This is a genomic window from Nonomuraea bangladeshensis (assembly GCF_039529455.1).
GTDB classification, from domain to species: domain Bacteria; phylum Actinomycetota; class Actinomycetes; order Streptosporangiales; family Streptosporangiaceae; genus Nonomuraea; species Nonomuraea bangladeshensis.
The window spans coordinates 694,827-710,643 of the sequence record NZ_BAAAMV010000004.1 but is presented as its reverse complement, the minus strand read 5'-3'; the positions used below and the strand labels follow the sequence as shown (position 1 = coordinate 710,643).

Annotated in this window: 17 protein-coding genes; 9 read left to right on the top strand and 8 right to left on the bottom strand. The window is 73.6% G+C overall.

Going from position 1 to position 15,817, the window contains the following annotated elements; all coding sequences use genetic code 11:
- The first annotated feature begins 22 nt into the window (after positions 1-22).
- The 9 genes from ABD292_RS15215 to ABD292_RS15175 are packed head-to-tail and all read left to right on the top strand — an operon-like array spanning position 23 to position 8,201.
- A complete protein-coding gene (locus ABD292_RS15215) occupies positions 23-997 on the top strand; it encodes an ABC transporter substrate-binding protein (RefSeq protein ID WP_344207842.1) in 975 nt (324 codons plus the stop codon).
- On the top strand, positions 990-1,982 hold the full coding sequence (locus ABD292_RS15210; protein ID WP_344207841.1) for an ABC transporter substrate-binding protein: 993 nt from the start codon (positions 990-992) through the stop codon (positions 1,980-1,982). Before ABD292_RS15215 ends, ABD292_RS15210 begins: the two co-directional genes overlap by 8 nt.
- Positions 1,979-2,821, top strand: coding sequence for an ABC transporter permease (locus ABD292_RS15205; protein WP_344207840.1), 843 nt, complete (start codon positions 1,979-1,981; stop codon positions 2,819-2,821). The genes ABD292_RS15210 and ABD292_RS15205 overlap by 4 nt, the downstream gene beginning before the upstream one ends.
- Positions 2,818-3,522, top strand: coding sequence for an ABC transporter ATP-binding protein (locus ABD292_RS15200; RefSeq protein WP_344207839.1), 705 nt, complete (start codon positions 2,818-2,820; stop codon positions 3,520-3,522). The genes ABD292_RS15205 and ABD292_RS15200 overlap by 4 nt, the downstream gene beginning before the upstream one ends.
- Positions 3,519-4,961, top strand: coding sequence for an amidohydrolase (locus tag ABD292_RS15195; RefSeq protein WP_344207838.1), 1,443 nt, complete (start codon positions 3,519-3,521; stop codon positions 4,959-4,961). The genes ABD292_RS15200 and ABD292_RS15195 overlap by 4 nt, the downstream gene beginning before the upstream one ends.
- Position 4,962: 1 nt before the next feature.
- On the top strand, positions 4,963-5,460 hold the full coding sequence (gene ssuE / locus ABD292_RS15190) for an NADPH-dependent FMN reductase (protein ID WP_344207837.1): 498 nt from the start codon (positions 4,963-4,965) through the stop codon (positions 5,458-5,460).
- Positions 5,457-6,233 carry an LLM class flavin-dependent oxidoreductase gene (locus ABD292_RS15185; protein WP_344207836.1) on the top strand — a complete coding sequence of 259 codons (777 nt, stop codon included), beginning with the start codon at positions 5,457-5,459 and terminating at the stop codon, positions 6,231-6,233. Before ssuE ends, ABD292_RS15185 begins: the two co-directional genes overlap by 4 nt.
- On the top strand, positions 6,223-7,323 hold the full coding sequence (locus ABD292_RS15180) for an LLM class flavin-dependent oxidoreductase (RefSeq protein ID WP_344207835.1): 1,101 nt from the start codon (positions 6,223-6,225) through the stop codon (positions 7,321-7,323). Before ABD292_RS15185 ends, ABD292_RS15180 begins: the two co-directional genes overlap by 11 nt.
- Positions 7,320-8,201 (top strand): ABC transporter substrate-binding protein, encoded by an 882-nt coding sequence (locus ABD292_RS15175; protein ID WP_344207834.1) that lies wholly within the window; start codon positions 7,320-7,322, stop codon positions 8,199-8,201. Before ABD292_RS15180 ends, ABD292_RS15175 begins: the two co-directional genes overlap by 4 nt.
- A 44-nt stretch (positions 8,202-8,245) precedes the next feature.
- Here ABD292_RS15175 and ABD292_RS15170 read toward each other — a convergent pair whose 3' ends face one another.
- The 8 genes from ABD292_RS15170 to ABD292_RS15135 all read right to left on the bottom strand — a co-directional run bounded on the left by ABD292_RS15170 (position 8,246) and on the right by ABD292_RS15135 (position 15,793).
- Complete coding sequence (locus ABD292_RS15170; RefSeq protein ID WP_344207833.1) at positions 8,246-8,629, bottom strand: hypothetical protein; 384 nt, start codon at positions 8,627-8,629, stop codon at positions 8,246-8,248.
- Between the two features lie 193 nt (positions 8,630-8,822).
- Entirely contained in the window at positions 8,823-9,596 is a 774-nt protein-coding gene (locus tag ABD292_RS15165) for a serine aminopeptidase domain-containing protein (protein ID WP_344207832.1), read from the bottom strand.
- A complete protein-coding gene (locus ABD292_RS15160; protein WP_344207831.1) occupies positions 9,593-10,459 on the bottom strand; it encodes an ABC transporter ATP-binding protein in 867 nt (288 codons plus the stop codon). The genes ABD292_RS15165 and ABD292_RS15160 overlap by 4 nt, the downstream gene beginning before the upstream one ends.
- Positions 10,456-11,283, bottom strand: a complete 828-nt coding sequence (locus tag ABD292_RS15155) for an ABC transporter ATP-binding protein (RefSeq protein WP_344207830.1) — start codon at positions 11,281-11,283, stop codon at positions 10,456-10,458. The genes ABD292_RS15160 and ABD292_RS15155 overlap by 4 nt, the downstream gene beginning before the upstream one ends.
- Positions 11,267-12,133: an ABC transporter permease gene (locus ABD292_RS15150; RefSeq protein ID WP_344207829.1), complete on the bottom strand. Its 867-nt coding sequence runs from the start codon at positions 12,131-12,133 to the stop codon at positions 11,267-11,269. Before ABD292_RS15150 ends, ABD292_RS15155 begins: the two co-directional genes overlap by 17 nt.
- Entirely contained in the window at positions 12,130-13,179 is a 1,050-nt protein-coding gene (locus tag ABD292_RS15145; protein ID WP_344207828.1) for an ABC transporter permease, read from the bottom strand. Before ABD292_RS15145 ends, ABD292_RS15150 begins: the two co-directional genes overlap by 4 nt.
- Complete coding sequence (locus tag ABD292_RS15140; RefSeq protein ID WP_344207826.1) at positions 13,176-14,690, bottom strand: ABC transporter substrate-binding protein; 1,515 nt, start codon at positions 14,688-14,690, stop codon at positions 13,176-13,178. The genes ABD292_RS15145 and ABD292_RS15140 overlap by 4 nt, the downstream gene beginning before the upstream one ends.
- The gene (locus ABD292_RS15135; RefSeq protein ID WP_344207825.1) at positions 14,687-15,793 is read right to left on the bottom strand and encodes an LLM class flavin-dependent oxidoreductase; all 1,107 of its coding nucleotides are present in this window, start codon (positions 15,791-15,793) and stop codon (positions 14,687-14,689) included. The genes ABD292_RS15140 and ABD292_RS15135 overlap by 4 nt, the downstream gene beginning before the upstream one ends.
- Positions 15,794-15,817 lie beyond the last annotated feature (24 nt).

Below are 15,817 nucleotides of genomic sequence, written 5' to 3'. Positions count from 1 at the left end.
ATTTACTAGCAAACTCTCCTCCATGACCACAGCCGCACTCGACGCCATCTGGTTCACCCGCTGTCCCGTGCCCACCGCGACGGGCATCGCGGCCGACCAGGGCTGGCTGGCCGAGGAGTTCGCCGCCGACGGGATCGAGGTCCGCTCGCTGCAGGACGACGACCCCGGCGTGCCCCGCGAGACCCACTACACCCACGCCCTGACCGGCCTGTTCCGCGAGGGCGGCAACGTGCCGGCGCTGTGGGCCCGCTCCCGCGGCGAGGCGACGAGGCTCATCGGGCTCACCTGGATCGAGGAGCGGCAGGCCGTGCTGGTCCGCGGCGGCACCGACCTGGAGCACCCCGGGCAGCTCAAGGGCCTGCGGCTGGCGGCGCCCCGGCACCGCATCGCCATCGACTTCTGGCGGGCCATGGCCCTGCGCGGCTTCCACGGCGCGCTGTCCCTCGCCGGGCTCGGGCTCGGGGACGCCGACCTGGTGGACGTCGAGGCCGAGCCCGGCGGCGGCCAGTGGGAGGCGGAGCTGGCCGCGCTCGCCGCCGGCCGGGTGGACGCGGTCTACGTCAAGGGCGCGCTCGCCGTCGAGGCCGCCCTGCGCCACGGCGCGGAGGTGGGCATCGACCTGGACGCCGTGCCGGACCGGCGCGCCCGCGTCAACAACGGCACCCCCCGTCCCATCACCGTGCACCAGCGCCTGCTGGACGAGCACCCGGAGGTGGTGACCCGCTTCCTGGCCGTCCTGCTGCGCGCCGCCGACTGGGCCGCCGGCCACCCCGCCGAGATGGCCAGGATCCTGGGAGCCGAGACCGGCGCGGGCGCGGCCGGCGTGGCCGCCGCCTACGTCCCCGGCGCCTCCCTCCATCTCGACCTGTCCGCGGAACGCCTCGACCTGCTGGCCGAGCAGGAGCGCTTCCTGCGCGCCCACGGCTTCCTCGCATCGCCCGTGGACGTCACGGCCTGGGCCGACCACACCCCGCTCCAAGGAGTCACCCATGCGTAAACTGCTGCTCGCCCTTCCCCTCGCCCTCCTGGCCGCGGCCTGCGGCGGCACCAGCGGCACCACCGCCGCCGGCCGGGAGCCGGTCGTCGTGCGCATCTCCGACCCCGGCAACAGCGGCTTCCTTGCCGTCGCCAAGAAGGACGGCAGCCTGGACGCCGCCCTCGCCAAGGTCAACGCCAAGGTCAAGTGGGCCGGCGACTTCTCCGTGTTCGCCCCGGCCGCGCAGGCCATCAACGCGGGCTCGCTCGACATCGCCACCGGCTCGATCACCTCCGGCGTCACCGCGCTGGCCGTCAAGCCCAGCTTCAAGATCTTCGCGACCGTCCCGCCCGACCTGGCGGGCGAGGGCATCGTGGTGAAGAACGGCTCGCCGATCAAGTCCGTGGCCGACCTCGCCGGGCGCAGCGTGGCCGTCGGGCACGGCGGCACCAGTGAATACCTGCTGCTCAAGGCGTTGCAGACGTTCGACGTGCCGGTCGAGAAGGTCAAGCGGGTCTATCTGCTGCCGCCGCAGACCGCGCCGGTCTTCGGCTCGGGCGAGGTGGACGCCTGGTCCACGTTCTCCACCTTCCTCATCCCGGCCGTCACCCAGCTGGACGCCAGGATCCTGGCCGACGGCGAGGCGATCAAGTCCGACAACTACGTGATCTACGTGGCCGCCACCAAGCTGCTGCAGGAGCATCCCGAGGTGGTCAAGGCCCTGTTCGAGTTCATCAAGGAGGGCAGCGCCAAGGAGATCGCCGATCCGGCGGCGTACCTGAACGTCTTCACCCAGACGGGCCCGCAGGCCGTGCAGGGCAAGCAGAAGGACCTGGTGGTCGACATCCAGCGGAAGGGCAAGCCCGCCCAGGCGGTCACCGCCGCCGAGATCGCGAAATATCAGGACGTGGCACAGTTCTTCCTCGACCAGAAGGTGCTCACCGCGCCGCTGGACGTCTCCCAGCACGTCGTGGACGTGACCACGCTCGGGAACGCGGCGTCATGAGCGTGGCCACCACCCGCACGGAGGCCGGCGTCGAAGGACTCGTCGCTCCCGAGCCGCCGCGCTCGGCCGGCCGCCACCCGGCCGTGACGTTCGCGCTGCGCGCCATCGGCCCCGTCCTGCTGCTCACCACCTGGTACGCCGCCACCGCCTCCGGCGTCCTCACCGAGGACGTGCTGGCCGGCCCGCAGGACGTCGTCGCGACCTTCGCCGAGCTGTGGGCCGACGGCCAGCTCCCCGAGGCGCTGCGCGTGTCGATCACCCGGGCGGGCCTCGGCCTGGTGCTCGGCGCCTCCACGGGGCTGCTGCTCGGCGTCGTCTCCGGCTTCACCCGGCTCGGCGAGGAGCTCGTGGACTCCTCGATGCAGGCGCTGCGCGCCATCCCGTTCCTGGCGCTGACCTCGCTGTTCATCGTGTGGTTCGGGATCGAGGAGGCGTCCAAGATCCTGCTGATCGGCGTCGCCTGCACCTTCCCCATGTACATCAACGTCGCCAGCGGGGTGCGCAACGTGGACCGCAAGGTCGTCGAGGCCGCCCGCTCGTTCGGCCTCGGCCGCCTGGCCATCGCCCGCGAGGTCGTGCTGCCGGGCGCGCTGCCCTCCATCTTCGCCGGGCTGCGGCTGTCCACCACGCTCAGCGTGATCGCGCTCATCGCCGCCGAGGAGATCAACGTGACCGCCGGGCTCGGCTACCTCATGGCGCGGGCCACCGACTACCTGCGTACCGACATCCTCGCCCTGTGCGTGCTGCTGTACGCGGTGATCGGGCTGGTCGCCGACCTGGCCCTGCGGCTGGCCGAGCGGGTCACGATGCCCTGGCGCAGGGCGGTGAGCATCCGATGAGCCTCGCCGTACGGACGCGCGGGCTGCGCAAGGTCTTCGGCGAGCGGGCCGTGCTCGACGGGGTCGACCTGGACGTGCGGCGCGGGGAGTTCCTGGCGCTGCTCGGCGCGAGCGGCACCGGCAAGACCACGCTCCTGCGCATCCTCGCCGGGCTGGACGCGGCGAGCGGCGGCAGCGTGCTGGTGCCGCCGGTGCGCACGGTCGTCTTCCAGGAGCCGCGGCTCGTCCCGTCCAAGCGCGCCCTCGCCAACGTGATCATCGGGCAGGGCCGCGCCGCCCGCGCCAAGGGCCTGGCCGCCCTGGCCGAGGTGGGGCTGAGCAGCCACGCCGGTGCCTGGCCCGCGACGCTGTCCGGCGGCGAGGCCCAGCGGGTCGCGCTGGCCAGAGCGCTGGTACGCGAGCCCGAGCTGCTGCTGCTCGACGAGCCGTTCGCCGCGCTGGACGCCCTGACCCGGCTGCAGATGCAGGACCTGATCGCCGAGCTGTGCGCCCGGCACCGCCCGGCCGTGGTGCTCGTCACGCACGACGTGGAGGAGGCGATCCTGCTCGCCGACCGGATCGCGGTGCTGCGCGAGGGCGCGTTCGTCACGGACGTGCGGGTCGAGCTCGACCGGCCGCGCGACCGCACCGACCCCGGCTTCGTCGACCTGCGCCGCCGGCTCCTCGCCGACCTGGGCGTGGACGCCGGAGTGCGGTCATGACGGATTGGATCGGCGCGAACGCCGCCGCGCTGACCGGGCTCGCCGACCGCATCTGGGCCTGGGCGGAGCCGTCGCTGCGCGAGTGGCGCTCCGCGGCGGCCACCGCCGAGCTGCTGCGCGCGCACGGCTTCACGATCGCGTGGGGCACGGCCGGCCTGCCCGCCGCGTTCGTCGCCACGCACGGCGACCGCGGGCCCGTGCTGGGCTTCAACGTCGAGTACGACGCCCTGCCCGGCCTGTCCCAGCGGGCCGGCGTGCCCCGGCACGAGCCGGTCGCGTTCGAGGGCGACGCGTACGCCCCCGCCTACGGCCCCGGCCACGGCTGCGGCCACAACGCCCTGGCGGCGGCGTCGGCAGGCGCGGCCATCGCCGCCGCCAGGACGCTCGGGAACCGGGCCACGATCAAGGTGTTCGCGTCCACCGGCGAGGAACAGCTGGTCGGGAAGGCGTACGCGGTGCGCGACGGCGCCTACGACGGGCTGGACGCCTTCCTCGACTGGCATCCCTCCCCCGTCACCGGCACCGGCTGGGGCGGCACCAGCGCCCTGTACTCGGCCACGTTCTCCTTCCTCGGCTCCCCCGGCCACGGCTCGAACCCGCTCGGCACCCGCAGCGGCCTGGACGGCGCGCTGCTGCTGGCCGACATGATCGAGCGCCTGCGCGCCGGCAACGTCGCCCCCTCCGGCCGCGTCAGCTACACGATCAGCGGCGGCGGCGCCCCCAACGTCACCCCCGACCTGCGGACCGTGTGGGTCTACGTCCGCGAGTCCTCGCATTCCGCCGCCGCGACGCTCTACGACAAGGTCGTGACCTGCGCCCACGCCGCCGCCGCCGCGAGCGGCACCCGGCTGGAGCACCGCCTGGTCACCGCCATCAGGCAGGGACTCGGCAACCAGGCCGGCGCGCGGCTGCTGCACCACACGATGAGCGAGCTGGGCCCGCCCGCGTTCACCGACGCCGACCACGCGTTCGCGCAGCGGCTGCAGACCGCGATCGGCCGACCGGCCACCGGCCTCGCGACCGGGGTGCTGCCGCTGCGCCCGCCGGCCGAGCCGGACCTCGGCGGGCCGTCCAGCGACACCTCCGAGGTGAGCTGGGCGGCGCCGCACCTCAGCCTGGTCGCGGCCGTGGTGCCGCTCGGGGTGCCGCTGCACTCGTGGGCGGCCACGGCCGCGACGGGCACCTCGATCGCGCACGCCGGGCTGCTGGCCGCCGCCCGCTACCTGGCCTCGGCGGCCGTCACGCTGGTCGAGCAGCCCGAGACGCTGGCGGCCGTCCGGGAGGAGTTCGAGGCCGCCGAACGGCCGCCCGCGCCGCTGCCGGCCGACGCCGAGCCGCCGTACCACCTGCCGCCACCCGAGTTCCTCGACGCGACGGGCCAGTCGCCGCGGCCTTCCCGGACGCCGCCCGTCTCCGCCGAACCCCTAGGAAAGATCTGACATGTCCGTCCTGCTCATCTCCGGCAGCCCATCGGCCGCCTCCCGCACCGTACGTCTGCTCGACCACCTCGCCGATCGGCTGGACCGGCCCGCCACGGTCCTGCGCCTGCGCGACCTGCCCGCCGAGGCCCTGCTACGCGGCGACACCGCCCACCCCGACCTGGCCCGCGCGGCCGGGCAGGTGGCCGCGGCCGGCACGATCGTCGTCGCCACCCCGATCTACAAGGCGTCCTACACCGGGCTGCTGAAGGCGTTCCTGGACGTGCTGCCGCAGGGCGCGTTCGCCGGCAAGACGGTGGTGCCGGTCGCCACCGGCGGCACCGCCGCCCACCTGCTGGCCGTGGACTACGCCCTGCGGCCGGTGCTGAGCGTGCTCGGCGCGCGGCACGTCACGCGCGGCCTGTTCGTGCTGGACACCCAGATCGAACCGCTGGCGCAGGAGCTGCTGCCGCGGATCGACGCCCTGCTGGGAGAGGTTCCGCTGGGGGCGGCGGCATGAGCGCGCGCTTCCACGTGGTCCTGCCCACCAGGAGCCCCGCCGCCGCCGAGCTGCCCGCCTTCGTCACCGACGTACGGCCGGCGCTCGCCGACCCCGCCGGGCGGGCCGCCGTGGCCGCGGACCTGTCCGGGTGGGCGGGCGCGCTCGTGCCCTTCGACCCCGGCGGGCAGGAGTCGCTCACCGTCGCGGCCGGCGTCCTGCGCCGCACCCGCCACCTGCGGGTCGTCGCCGAGTTCCACCCGGCCGTGGCCACCCCGGTCTACGCGGCCAAGCTGGCGGCGTCCCTGCAGCGGTTCTCCGCCGGACGGCTCGGCTGGCGGCTCGCCGTGGACGTGGACCCGGCCGTGGCCAGGGCGCAGGGCGACTTCCTGACCGGCGCGGCCCGGGTGAGGCGCGCCGACGAGTTCCTGACCGTGGCCAAGGGCGTCTGGGGCGGCGGCCCGTTCGACTTCGGCGGCGACTTCTACGAAGTGGTCAAGGGCGGGTTCGCCGGGCCGCTGTCGTCGTCGCCCTTCCCCGAGGTGCACCTGTCGGGCACCTCGCCCGAGGCGCTGGAGCTGTCGCGCCGCCACGCCGACGTGCACGTCTTCGCGGCCGGCGACGACCTTGCGACCCTCGTCCCCGAACTGCCCGGCCTGCGCTACGGCGTGCACCTGCCCTCGCTCGACGCCGCCGAGGAGTACGCCGCCCTCGGGGTCACCGAGTTCTTCCTCCAGACCGAGGACGTCTACCGCCTCGGCGAGCACGTGAAGGAGCGGGCTCTTGACCGTTGACATCTACTGGCGCATCCACATGGAGGGCGACCAGTCCTCGCTGCGCCGCCGGGTCCGCAGCCGCGGCGGTTTCACCCCCGGCGGCACCGCACCGGGCACCAGGGACGGCAAGGACGACGGCTACAGCCACGCCGACTACATGGCCGAGGTCGCGAGGGCCGCCGAGGACAGCGGCTTCGTCGGCGGGCTGCTGCCGAACTTCCCGCACACCGACGACCCGTGGGCCGCCGCCGCGACACTGGCCCGCGAGACCACGTCGTACCGCTTCATGGTGGCCTTCCAGCCCGGCTTCCTGCACCCCGTCCAGGCCGCGCGGATGACGGCCACCCTGCAACGGGCGACCGGCGGGCGGATCGTCTACAACGTCATCTCCGGCGGCGGCGGCCCCGCGCAGCTGTGGTGGGGCGACAAGGTCGACCACGACGACCGCTACGCGCGGACCTCGGAGTTCCTGGACGTGCTCAAGGGCGTCTGGCAGGGCGGGCACACCCACCACGGCCGCTTCTACCAGGTCGAGGACGCCGGGCTGCCGGAGGAGCTGCGCGGACAGCTGTTCCCGGAGATCTTCTTCTCCGGCTCCTCGCCGGCCGCCATCGACGCGGCCGGCCGGCACGCCGACTACTACCTGTCGTGGCTGGAGCCGTTCGAGGCGCTGGCGGAGAAGTTCGACGCCGTGCGCGCGCACAGCCGGACCCCGCCCCGCTTCGCCGTCCGGGTGGACCTGCTCGCCCGCGAGAGCGAGCAGGAGGCGTGGGCCGAGATCGAGGAGGGCTGGCGGGCCAGGCCGCGCGAGAGCGGCGGCGCCGAGGGCGACTCCGTCGGCGTGCGGCGCAGCCGCGCCTTCCTCGCCGACGCCGGTGACGACTACCGCGCGCTGGAGGTCGCGCCCAACGTATGGGGCGGGTTCAGCCAGTTGCGCGACGGGCCGGCCTTCGGCCTGGTCGGCGACTACCACCAGGTCGCCGAACGCCTCGACCAGCTCCTGGACCTCGGCGTGGACGCGTTCATCCTGGCCGGGATCCCCCATCTCGAGGAGGCCCGCCGCGTGGGCCGCCATGTTCTCCCGCTACTGAAAGGACGTACCTCATGACCACCAAGGTCGGCTTCTTCCCGCAGAACAACACGCTCTGGGTGGCCCGCCACCGCGACCTGCTGCCCGGCGTCGAGTGGGTGGACCTGAACGCCCTCGGCCGGGGCGAGCGCGTCGATCCCACCCGCGCCCTGCCCTCCGCGCACGGCGACCACCTGTTCGACGGCGGCTACGACTTCATCGGCACCGGCTCCACTCCCCCGGTGACCGCGCAGGCCAAGGGCCACGACATCGTGTACGTGGCGATCTCGGAGCCGCGCGTCGAGAACGGCCGCCTGGTGGTGCGGGACGACTCGCCGATCGGCTCCGTGGCGGAGCTGAAGGGCAAGCGGGTGGCGCTCGGGCACGGCTCATGGCAGACGACGCTGCTGCTGCTGGCGCTGGAGCGCGAAGGGCTCGGCTGGGGCGACATCGTCCCCGTGGACGCCTACGGCAACGCCGCCGAGCTGCTGGTGAACGGCGACGTGGACGCCTGGGTGGGCTCCTACCCGTACCTGACGCCGGTCGAGTCACGCACCCGTACGCTCGTGGAGACCGACGGCCTGTTCAGCCACCGCTCGCTCTGGTTCACCCGCCGCGACTTCGCGCGGGAGCGGCCCGAGGAGCTGGCCGCGATCGTCACCGCGCTGCAGCGGGCGGACCGCTGGACGGAGGAGAACCCGCGCGAGGCCGCCGCCCTGTTCGACGGCGACCTCGACGCCTGGGAGCACGCGCTACGCACCCGCCCCTGGGGCCTGCACCCGGTCAGCGAGGAGTTCGTCGCCGAGCAGCAGCACGCCGCCGACCTCTTCCACGCCAACGGGCTCATCGAGCGGAAGATCACGGTCGCGGACGCGGTGCTTCCCGAGATCGGGGAGCTGGTAGCGCGCACCCGGTGATGCGGAACGGCTGAGGCCGTCCCGTGTCATCGACCGGGACGGCCTCAGGGTGTTTCAGGCCGGGAAGTGGCAGTCGGCCGCACGAAGGCGCACTGGGCGGTGGCGGTCAGAGTCAGGTCTTCACCGCCCAGGTTACGGAAGGCGACCTGCCACGCGGCACCATTCGCGATGGCACTGTTGAACGTCACCACAGGGGTGTCGCTCGTGCTTCCCGTGGTCCAGCCTCCGCCGAGAACCCTTCTGCCGTCATCACACGGCGCGAGGCTCACGCCGGATTCGCCGGGCGCCGCAGTGACCGCGTTCCCTGTGACGGGGTCGTACCCGGCGACCGGCGCAGCGATCGGCCGGGCGATCGGGGCGTCGTACCTGAGGTCGCCGGGCTCCGGGCCCTCGCCGGCCATCGCCGGTGTCTGGAACGAGGCGGCCATGAGGGCTCCGGTGATCGCCGCGGTGGCCCAGGCGAATATGTGCTTTGGTGAGATCATCGTGCTTTCTTTTCTGTGAATGCCGCGATTTCGGCATACAGCAGATACCCATGTGACAGATGTGGACCATCTGCCGCAATCGATGACCTGGCAAAGGGTCGGCATTCCCGCATTTCGCCTAAACCACCAGCGGGGGTCACCAGGCGCTCGTCTCCACGGTGACGGCCGGGACCAGCTCCTCCCGCAGCGCCTCCAGGAACGTGACGATCTCGGCGGCGACCGAGCGGTGCTGCACGTCGTTGAGCACGTCGTGGTGAGCGCCGCGCACGACGGTGAGCCGCGCCTTCGGCAGCGTCCTGGCCGCCCGCGCGATCGCCGCCCGGTCCGCCAGCGGATCGGCGTCCCCGACCAGCAGCAGGTGCGGGATTTCCGCACGGCTCGCGTAGGCGGCGTCCAGCAGCTCCCGGGGCAGGGCGCCGGCCAGGGCGCCGCGCCGCACGGCCGCGTCGCCGGTCAGGACGCCGCGGTGCGTGGGACAGTGGGTCCGGACGTCGAGCTCGTCCTCCCACCGGCCGCCGGCCCGCGCGCCGGCGCCGGGCAGGCCGGCGAGCACGGCCGCCTGCGGCCACCACACCGCCTCCGAGGCTTCCGAGGCGAGCAGGGCGGCGAGCCCGGCGGCGCCCAGGTCGGAGCCCACCAGCACCAACGGGCGCGGCAGCCCGTCCGGCGTCTCGGCTGCGACGCCTTCGACGGCCTCCGTCAGCCGCCGGGCGAGGGCGTCCAGGAAGGGCGCGACGTGGGCCGGGTCGGCGGCCGGCGGGTCCACGACCCGCACCCGGTAGGCGTCGTGGGCGAGCCGCGAGCCGAAGCGCGCGTAGCTCGCGCGGGTTTCGCCGCGGCCCGGCACGACGATGACCGTGCCCCTGGTCCGCAGCCCTTCGGGGGCGTGGTGGTCGGTGCTGTACGTCATGTCAGGCTCCAGGAGGCGGAATGGTGGGTGGCGAGGGCGTGCACTTCGTCGCGCAGGGCCCGCCGCAGCTCGGGGTCCGGCGGTTCCTCGTCCCTGATCGACGGCACGGACGTCACGAGCAGGCGGGTGTAGGGGTGCCGCGGGGCCAGCAGGATCTCCTGGGTGGTGCCCGTCTCCACCACCTGACCCTGGTAGAGCACGACGACGCGGTCCGCCACGCCGCCGAGCGAGCCGAGGTCGTGCGTGATCAGCAGGACGCCGATGCCGTGGCTCTCGCGCAGGCGCAGCAGGAGTTCGAGGATCGTGATGCGGGTCGAGGCGTCGAGGGCGCTGACCGGCTCGTCGCAGATCAGCAGCCGCGGGCCGACCGCGATGGCCCGCGCGATGGCGACCCGCTGCCGCTGGCCGCCGGACAGCTCGCCGGGGTGCCTGGGCAGCAGGTCGAGCGGCAGGGAGACGAGCCCCGCGACCTCGTGCGCGGCGTCGCGCAGCTCGGCGCGGCCGTGCCCGCCGCGTACGACGAGCCCCTCCACGAGCGTGTCGAAGACGGTGCGGTCGGGGTCGAGGCTGCGCAGCGGGTCCTGGAAGACGTACTGGACGGCGCCGCCGCGGCGGAAGGCGCGCAGCGCGCGGCCGCGCAGCCCGCCGACCTCGTGCCCGCCGATCGTGACCGTGCCGCTCCTGGCCTGTGCCAGGCCGAGCACGGCGCGGGCGAGGGTGGTCTTGCCCGAGCCGGTCTCGCCGATCAGCCCGACGATCTCGCCGGGCGCGACCGTGAGATCGACGCCGTGCAGGATCTCGGTGCGCCTGCGGCCGCGGCCGAGCGCGACGTGCAGGCCGGAGACGTTCAGCAGCTCGGTCATCGCCGGCTCCTCTGCTCGCGCACCCGGTCGATGCCGAAGCGCTCGTGGTTGGCGATCAGCTCGCGCGTGTACGGATGACGCGGCGCGCGCAGGACCTGCCGGGTGGGCCCCGCCTCGACGACGACGCCGTCACGGAACACGTGGACGGTGTCGCACACCTGCGCGATCACGGCCAGGTCGTGGGAGACGACGAGAAGGGTGAGCCCCCGGTCGCGGCGCAGGTCGGACAGCAGCTCCAGCACCTCGGCCTGCACGGTCACGTCGAGTGCCGTGGTCGCCTCGTCGGCGATCAGCAGGTCCGGGTCGGCGGTGATCGACATCGCGATCAGCACGCGCTGCAGCATCCCGCCCGACAGCTCGAAGGGGTACTGCGTGTAGACGTGCTCGGGACGGCGCAGCCCCATGGCGTGCAACAGCTCGACGGCCCGCTCCCGCGCCGCCCGGCGGGCCAGCCCGGCCTTGACCCGCAGCACCTCGGCGAGCTGCGCGCCGACGGTGATCGACGGGTTCAGGTACGAGGCGGGATCCTGGAACACGGCCGCGAGCTCGGTGCCGCGCAGCCGCGCCCGCTCGGCGGCCGGCAGCGCCGTCAGCTCGACGTCCCGCAGGCTGATCCCGCCCCCGGTGACCGCGACGCCGGCGGGCAGCAGCCCCAGGACGGCGCGGCAGGTCAGGGTCTTGCCGCTGCCGGACTCGCCGACCAGCCCGGCGGCCGAGCCGCGGGTGACGTCGAGATCCACCCCGCGGACGACCTCGGTGCCGTCGGCGACGCTCACGCGCAGCCCGCGTACGGACAGCAGCGCCGGGTCAGGTGAGGCGGGCACGGCGTGCTCCTCTTCTCGTCAGGGCGCGTGCCCGTCCGTGGTCGCCGCCGGTGTCCCTGATCGCGTCGGCGAGCAGGTTGAGCGCGCCGACGGCCGCCATGATGAACAGGGACGGGAACACCGGCCCGTACGGCCTCTGGGCCAGGTAGCCGAGGTCGCTGGCGACGATGCCGCCCCAGGTGGGCTCGGGCGGGACGACGCCGATGCCGAGGAAGGTCAGCGACGAGACGATCAGCAGGCCGCCGGCGGTGGCGTTGGCGGTGGCGACGACGAGCGTCGGCAGGATCTTCGACCACACGTGGGTGCGCAGCACCCGCCACGCCGAGGCTCCGAACAGCTGCGCGGCGGTGACGTACTGCGCGTTCGCGTGGCTGAGGGCGGCGGCGCGGGTGATGCGGTAGAACGACGGCGCGAGCAGGATGCCGACGGCGATCATCGCCTGGTGGACGGCGTTGCCGAGCAGCGCGGCCACCGCGATGGCGAAGATCAGGAACGGCAGCGCGATCAGCCCGTCCATGACCCGCAGGGTGATCCACTCGTAGCCGCGCCCGAGGTGGACGGAGGTGATGCCGGGCACGACGCCGATGACGAGGCCGATGCCGACGGCCTCGAAGGCGGTGAACACCGACCGGGGCGCGCCGGCCAGGACCCGGCTCAGCACGTCGCGGCCGAGGTAGTCGGTGCCGAACCAGTGCGCCGCGCTCGGCGGCCGGAGGATCTCGGCGCTGTTCCTCAGCGGGTCGTACGGCGCGAGGAGAGGCCCGAGCACCGCGAGGAGGAGCACCGCCGCCAGCACGGCCGCGGCGACGACGCCGGCGCGGGTGCGCAGGACGCCGGTGACGGTCCTCATACTTCCCTCCTGGCGGCGGGGCGCAGCTTGACCAGCAGGACGTTGACGAGCGCGGAGGAGATCAGCACGACGCCGATCGTGACGAGCAGAGCCCCCTGCACGACGGGCACGTCACCGCCGAGCGCCGCCGTCTTGGTGAGCTCGCCGATGCCCGGCAGCGCGAACACGGTCTCGACGATGACGGCCCCGCCGATCAGCCGTGGCACGTGCATGCCGAGCACGGCGACCGCGGGTCCCGCGCCGTTGCGCAGCGCGTGGACGAGGACGATGCGCCACGCCGGCAGGCCGCGCACCTGCGCGCCCACGACGTAGTTCTCGTGCAGGGTGTCGGCCATCCCGGTCCGCAGCTGGCGGGCGACGTCCGCCGCGGCGTCCAGGCTGAGGGACACGCTGGGCAGCACGAGGAAGCTCGCCCAGGTCAGCAGCCCGTCGGACGGAGACGCCCAGCCGCCCGAGGGCAGCACCGGCACGAGCAGCGAGAACACCGTGATGAGAGCGATCGCGGCGACGAACCCGGGCACGGTCGCCAGCACGGAGGTGACGACAGTGACGGCGCGGTCGAGCCGGCCGCCCTGCCGTACGGCGGCGAGGACGCCGAAGACGCCGCCGAGCACGACGGCGATGAGCAGCGCCCCGGCGGCCACGGACAGGCTCACCGGCAGCCGCTCGGCGATGCTCTGCGCCACCGGGATCTTGGTGAACCAGGAGGAGCCGAGGTCGCCGTGCAGGGCGTCCCACAGCCACAGCGCGTAGCGCTCCGGCAGCGGCCGGTCGAGCCCGAACACCTCGCGCATCCTCGCCACGTCGGCGGGGGTGGCGGAGTCGCCGAGCACGACCGAGGCGGGGTCCTGGTCCGTCAGCCCGCCGAGCATGAAGGTGATGAAGGTGGACACGAGCAGCACGGGGACCGCGATCAGCAGGGCCCGGCCGAGCGCGGCGGCGGTCCGCGCGACGGCCCGCCCCCCGGGCCCCGGCCGGCCGGGGCCCGCCGGGGTGGCGGCGGTGCCCGTCCGGCCGGTCGTGTCGCGTACGTTCAGCGTGGTCACTTGTCCACCCAGACGCCTTCGAAGCGCTGGATGTCCACCCAGTTGCGCAGGCCGTGCACCTTCGGGGTGTGCGCCGCGAAGCGCGTCACCGAGTACAGGAACACGTTCGGCATGTTCGTCACCGCGATCCTGGTGGCGGCCTGGATCGCCGCCGGGTAGGCGGGATCGGTCAGGGCGTGCCCGCTCGCCTTGGCGACCGCGGCGGGCAGCTCGGCGGGGGTGGTCTTGCCGAGGTTCATCAGGCCCTGCGCGCCGAACAGCACCTGCAGCGCCTGCACCGGCGACTGGCGGGCGTTGAACTGGTCGAGCACGAACGGGTACTTGCGCGTGATGTAGTTGTTGACGCCGGGCGTCAGAACGGTGAGCGTCGTGCGGATGCCGGCCGCGTTGAGCTGCTGCTGGATCAGCTCGCCGACCGGGTCGTCCGCCCTGCCGAGCGCGAGCTGGACGTCGACGCCGTCCGGGTATCCGGCCTCGGCCAGCAACTGCCTGGCCTTGGCCACGTCGTGCGGGTAAAGGTTGTCGAGACCGGGGTCGTGGGCGACGTAGCCCTGGGGGAACGGCTGCCAGACCGGCCGGCCGTACCCGAAGTTGGCCGTGTCGACCAGCGCCTGCCGGTCGATCGCGGTGCTGATCGCCTGGACGACCTTGGGGTTGTCGAACGGCTTGACGGTGTTGTTCACGTCGAGGACGCGGACCGGCAGCACGTCGGTCTTCACGACCGGGAACCCGGCGGCCTCGACCCCGCCGACCTGCGAGGCGGTGAGGTCGGCGAGGTCGTACTGGCCCGAGCGCAGGCCCGCGACCGCCACGGACGGATCGGGCGTCGGCTTGAGCACGAAGTTCGTGACGAGGATGTCGCCCGCGTTCCAGAACGCGGGGTTCTTCACCAGCGTCGCCTGCGACCCGGGCACGTAGCTCTTCAGGATGAAGGGCCCGGCGCCGACGGGCTGGGTGGCCAGCTTCGCCGGGTCCTTGGCCGCGGCCGGGCTGACGATCTGCCCGGTCTTGCCCGACAGCAGCAGCGGGATCTGGTAGTCCACCTGGGTGAGGTGCAGCGTCACGTCCGTGGCGCTGTCGGCGGTGATGCGCTCGACGGTGACCAGCTGCGGCGCGATCGTCGAGTCCTTGGCGGTCTTGCCGCGTTCCAGGCTCGCCTTGACGGCGGCCGCGTCGAGCTTCGTGCCGTCGGAGAAGGTCAGGCCCGGCCGCAGGTGGAAGGTGACCGAGCGGCCGTCCTTGGCGTACGTCCACGACCGCGCGAGGCCGGGCTGGGCCTCGCCCTTCTCGTCCACCTCGGTGATCCCCTCGTAGACGAGGGTCAGCGCGTGGACGTCGTTGCCGACCGCCGAGGTCACCGGGTCCCAGGTCGAGGGCAGCGACCAGCCCCACGTCAGGGTGTCGCCGCGCCCGCCGGCGGCCGATCCGGCTGCGGCCTCGCCGACGGGCGCGGGGGAGGCGCAGCCGGTCAGCAGGAGCGCCACGAGGCCGGCGGCCCATCTCGTCCTCATCGGCCCGGCCCCGTGGTGACGAGGGCTTCCTCGCGGGCGGCCGCGCCGGCGCGCAGCAGCGGGACCAGCTCCCGGCCCCAGTCGCGTACGTCCCGCACCGGGTCGAAGCCGCGGATGAGGAAGGTGCGGACGCCGAGGTCGTAGTACTTCAGCAGGGCGTCGGCGACCTGCTGGGGCGTGCCGACCAGGGCGGTGGAGTTGCCGCCGCCGTCGGTGAGCTGGGTGACGCCGAACCAGAGGCGTTCGTCGTGCACGAGCTTCTCGTCCGCCTCGTCCTTGAGCCGCTTGGCGCCGACGGCGGTGTTGTCGCCGCGGCCGATCCGCCACGGTCCGCCGCCGCTGCGCGCGAGGTTGTCCTCGAAGGCGCGGCGGATGCCGTCGGCCCGCTCCCAGGCCGCGTCCTCGGTCTCGGCGACGATCGGGCGTACGGACAGGGAGAAGCCGATCTCGCGGCCGTGCCGCGCGGCCTCGGCGCGGATCAGGTCGATGCGTTCGCGCGTCTGGGCCAGGGGCTCTCCCCACAGGGCGTAGACGTCGGCCCAGCGCCCGCCCACCCTGATCGCGTCGTCGGACTGCCCGCCGAAGAAGATCGGCACCGGGCCGTGCGGCTTGACCGAGCTGAACGCGCCCTCGAAGCGGTAGAACTCCCCCGCGTGGTCGAAGGGCTCGTCGGAGGTGAGGGTGCGCCTCAGCACCTCGATGAACTCGGCGGTGCGCCGGTAGCGGGCCTGCTTGTCCGCGAAGTCGCCGTCGCGCCGCTGGTCGGTGTCGCTGCCGCCGGTGATGTGGTGGATCGCGACGCGGCCGGCGCCGGTGAGGTTGTCCAGCGTCGCGAGCTTACGCGCGGTCAGGGTGGGCTGGATGAATCCGGGCCGCTGGGCGATGAGGACGCCGAGGCGTTCGGTGTTGTAGAGCACGTGCGCGGCGGCGGCGAAGCCCTCGGGCGAGGTGGCGCTGTGCGCGACGAGCGCGCGGTCGAAACCGGCCTCCTCGTGGGCGCGGGCGAAGTCGGCGAGGTAGCCGGGATCGACGACCGGTCCTTGCCAGCCGGCGCTTTCCGAGCCGTAGGCGGTCGAGACCATCCCCAGGATCTGGATCGACAAAGTAGCGAGCCTTTCAGACGGGTG

Bases quoted from the DNA above. Each gene is read 5' to 3' on its own strand.
- ABD292_RS15215 (WP_344207842.1), top strand. From the start codon at position 23: ATGACCACAGCCGCACTCGACGCCATCTGGTTCACCCGCTGTCCCGTG.
- ABD292_RS15170 (WP_344207833.1), bottom strand. From the start codon at position 8,629: ATGGCCGCCTCGTTCCAGACACCGGCGATGGCCGGCGAGGGCCCGGAG.
- ABD292_RS15175 (WP_344207834.1), top strand. From the start codon at position 7,320: ATGACCACCAAGGTCGGCTTCTTCCCGCAGAACAACACGCTCTGGGTG.
- ABD292_RS15165 (WP_344207832.1), bottom strand. From the start codon at position 9,596: ATGACGTACAGCACCGACCACCACGCCCCCGAAGGGCTGCGGACCAGG.
- ssuE (WP_344207837.1), top strand. From the start codon at position 4,963: ATGTCCGTCCTGCTCATCTCCGGCAGCCCATCGGCCGCCTCCCGCACC.
- ABD292_RS15150 (WP_344207829.1), bottom strand. From the start codon at position 12,133: ATGAGGACCGTCACCGGCGTCCTGCGCACCCGCGCCGGCGTCGTCGCC.
- ABD292_RS15185 (WP_344207836.1), top strand. From the start codon at position 5,457: ATGAGCGCGCGCTTCCACGTGGTCCTGCCCACCAGGAGCCCCGCCGCC.
- ABD292_RS15210 (WP_344207841.1), top strand. From the start codon at position 990: ATGCGTAAACTGCTGCTCGCCCTTCCCCTCGCCCTCCTGGCCGCGGCC.
- ABD292_RS15205 (WP_344207840.1), top strand. From the start codon at position 1,979: ATGAGCGTGGCCACCACCCGCACGGAGGCCGGCGTCGAAGGACTCGTC.
- ABD292_RS15200 (WP_344207839.1), top strand. From the start codon at position 2,818: ATGAGCCTCGCCGTACGGACGCGCGGGCTGCGCAAGGTCTTCGGCGAG.
- ABD292_RS15140 (WP_344207826.1), bottom strand. From the start codon at position 14,690: ATGAGGACGAGATGGGCCGCCGGCCTCGTGGCGCTCCTGCTGACCGGC.
- ABD292_RS15195 (WP_344207838.1), top strand. From the start codon at position 3,519: ATGACGGATTGGATCGGCGCGAACGCCGCCGCGCTGACCGGGCTCGCC.
- ABD292_RS15160 (WP_344207831.1), bottom strand. From the start codon at position 10,459: ATGACCGAGCTGCTGAACGTCTCCGGCCTGCACGTCGCGCTCGGCCGC.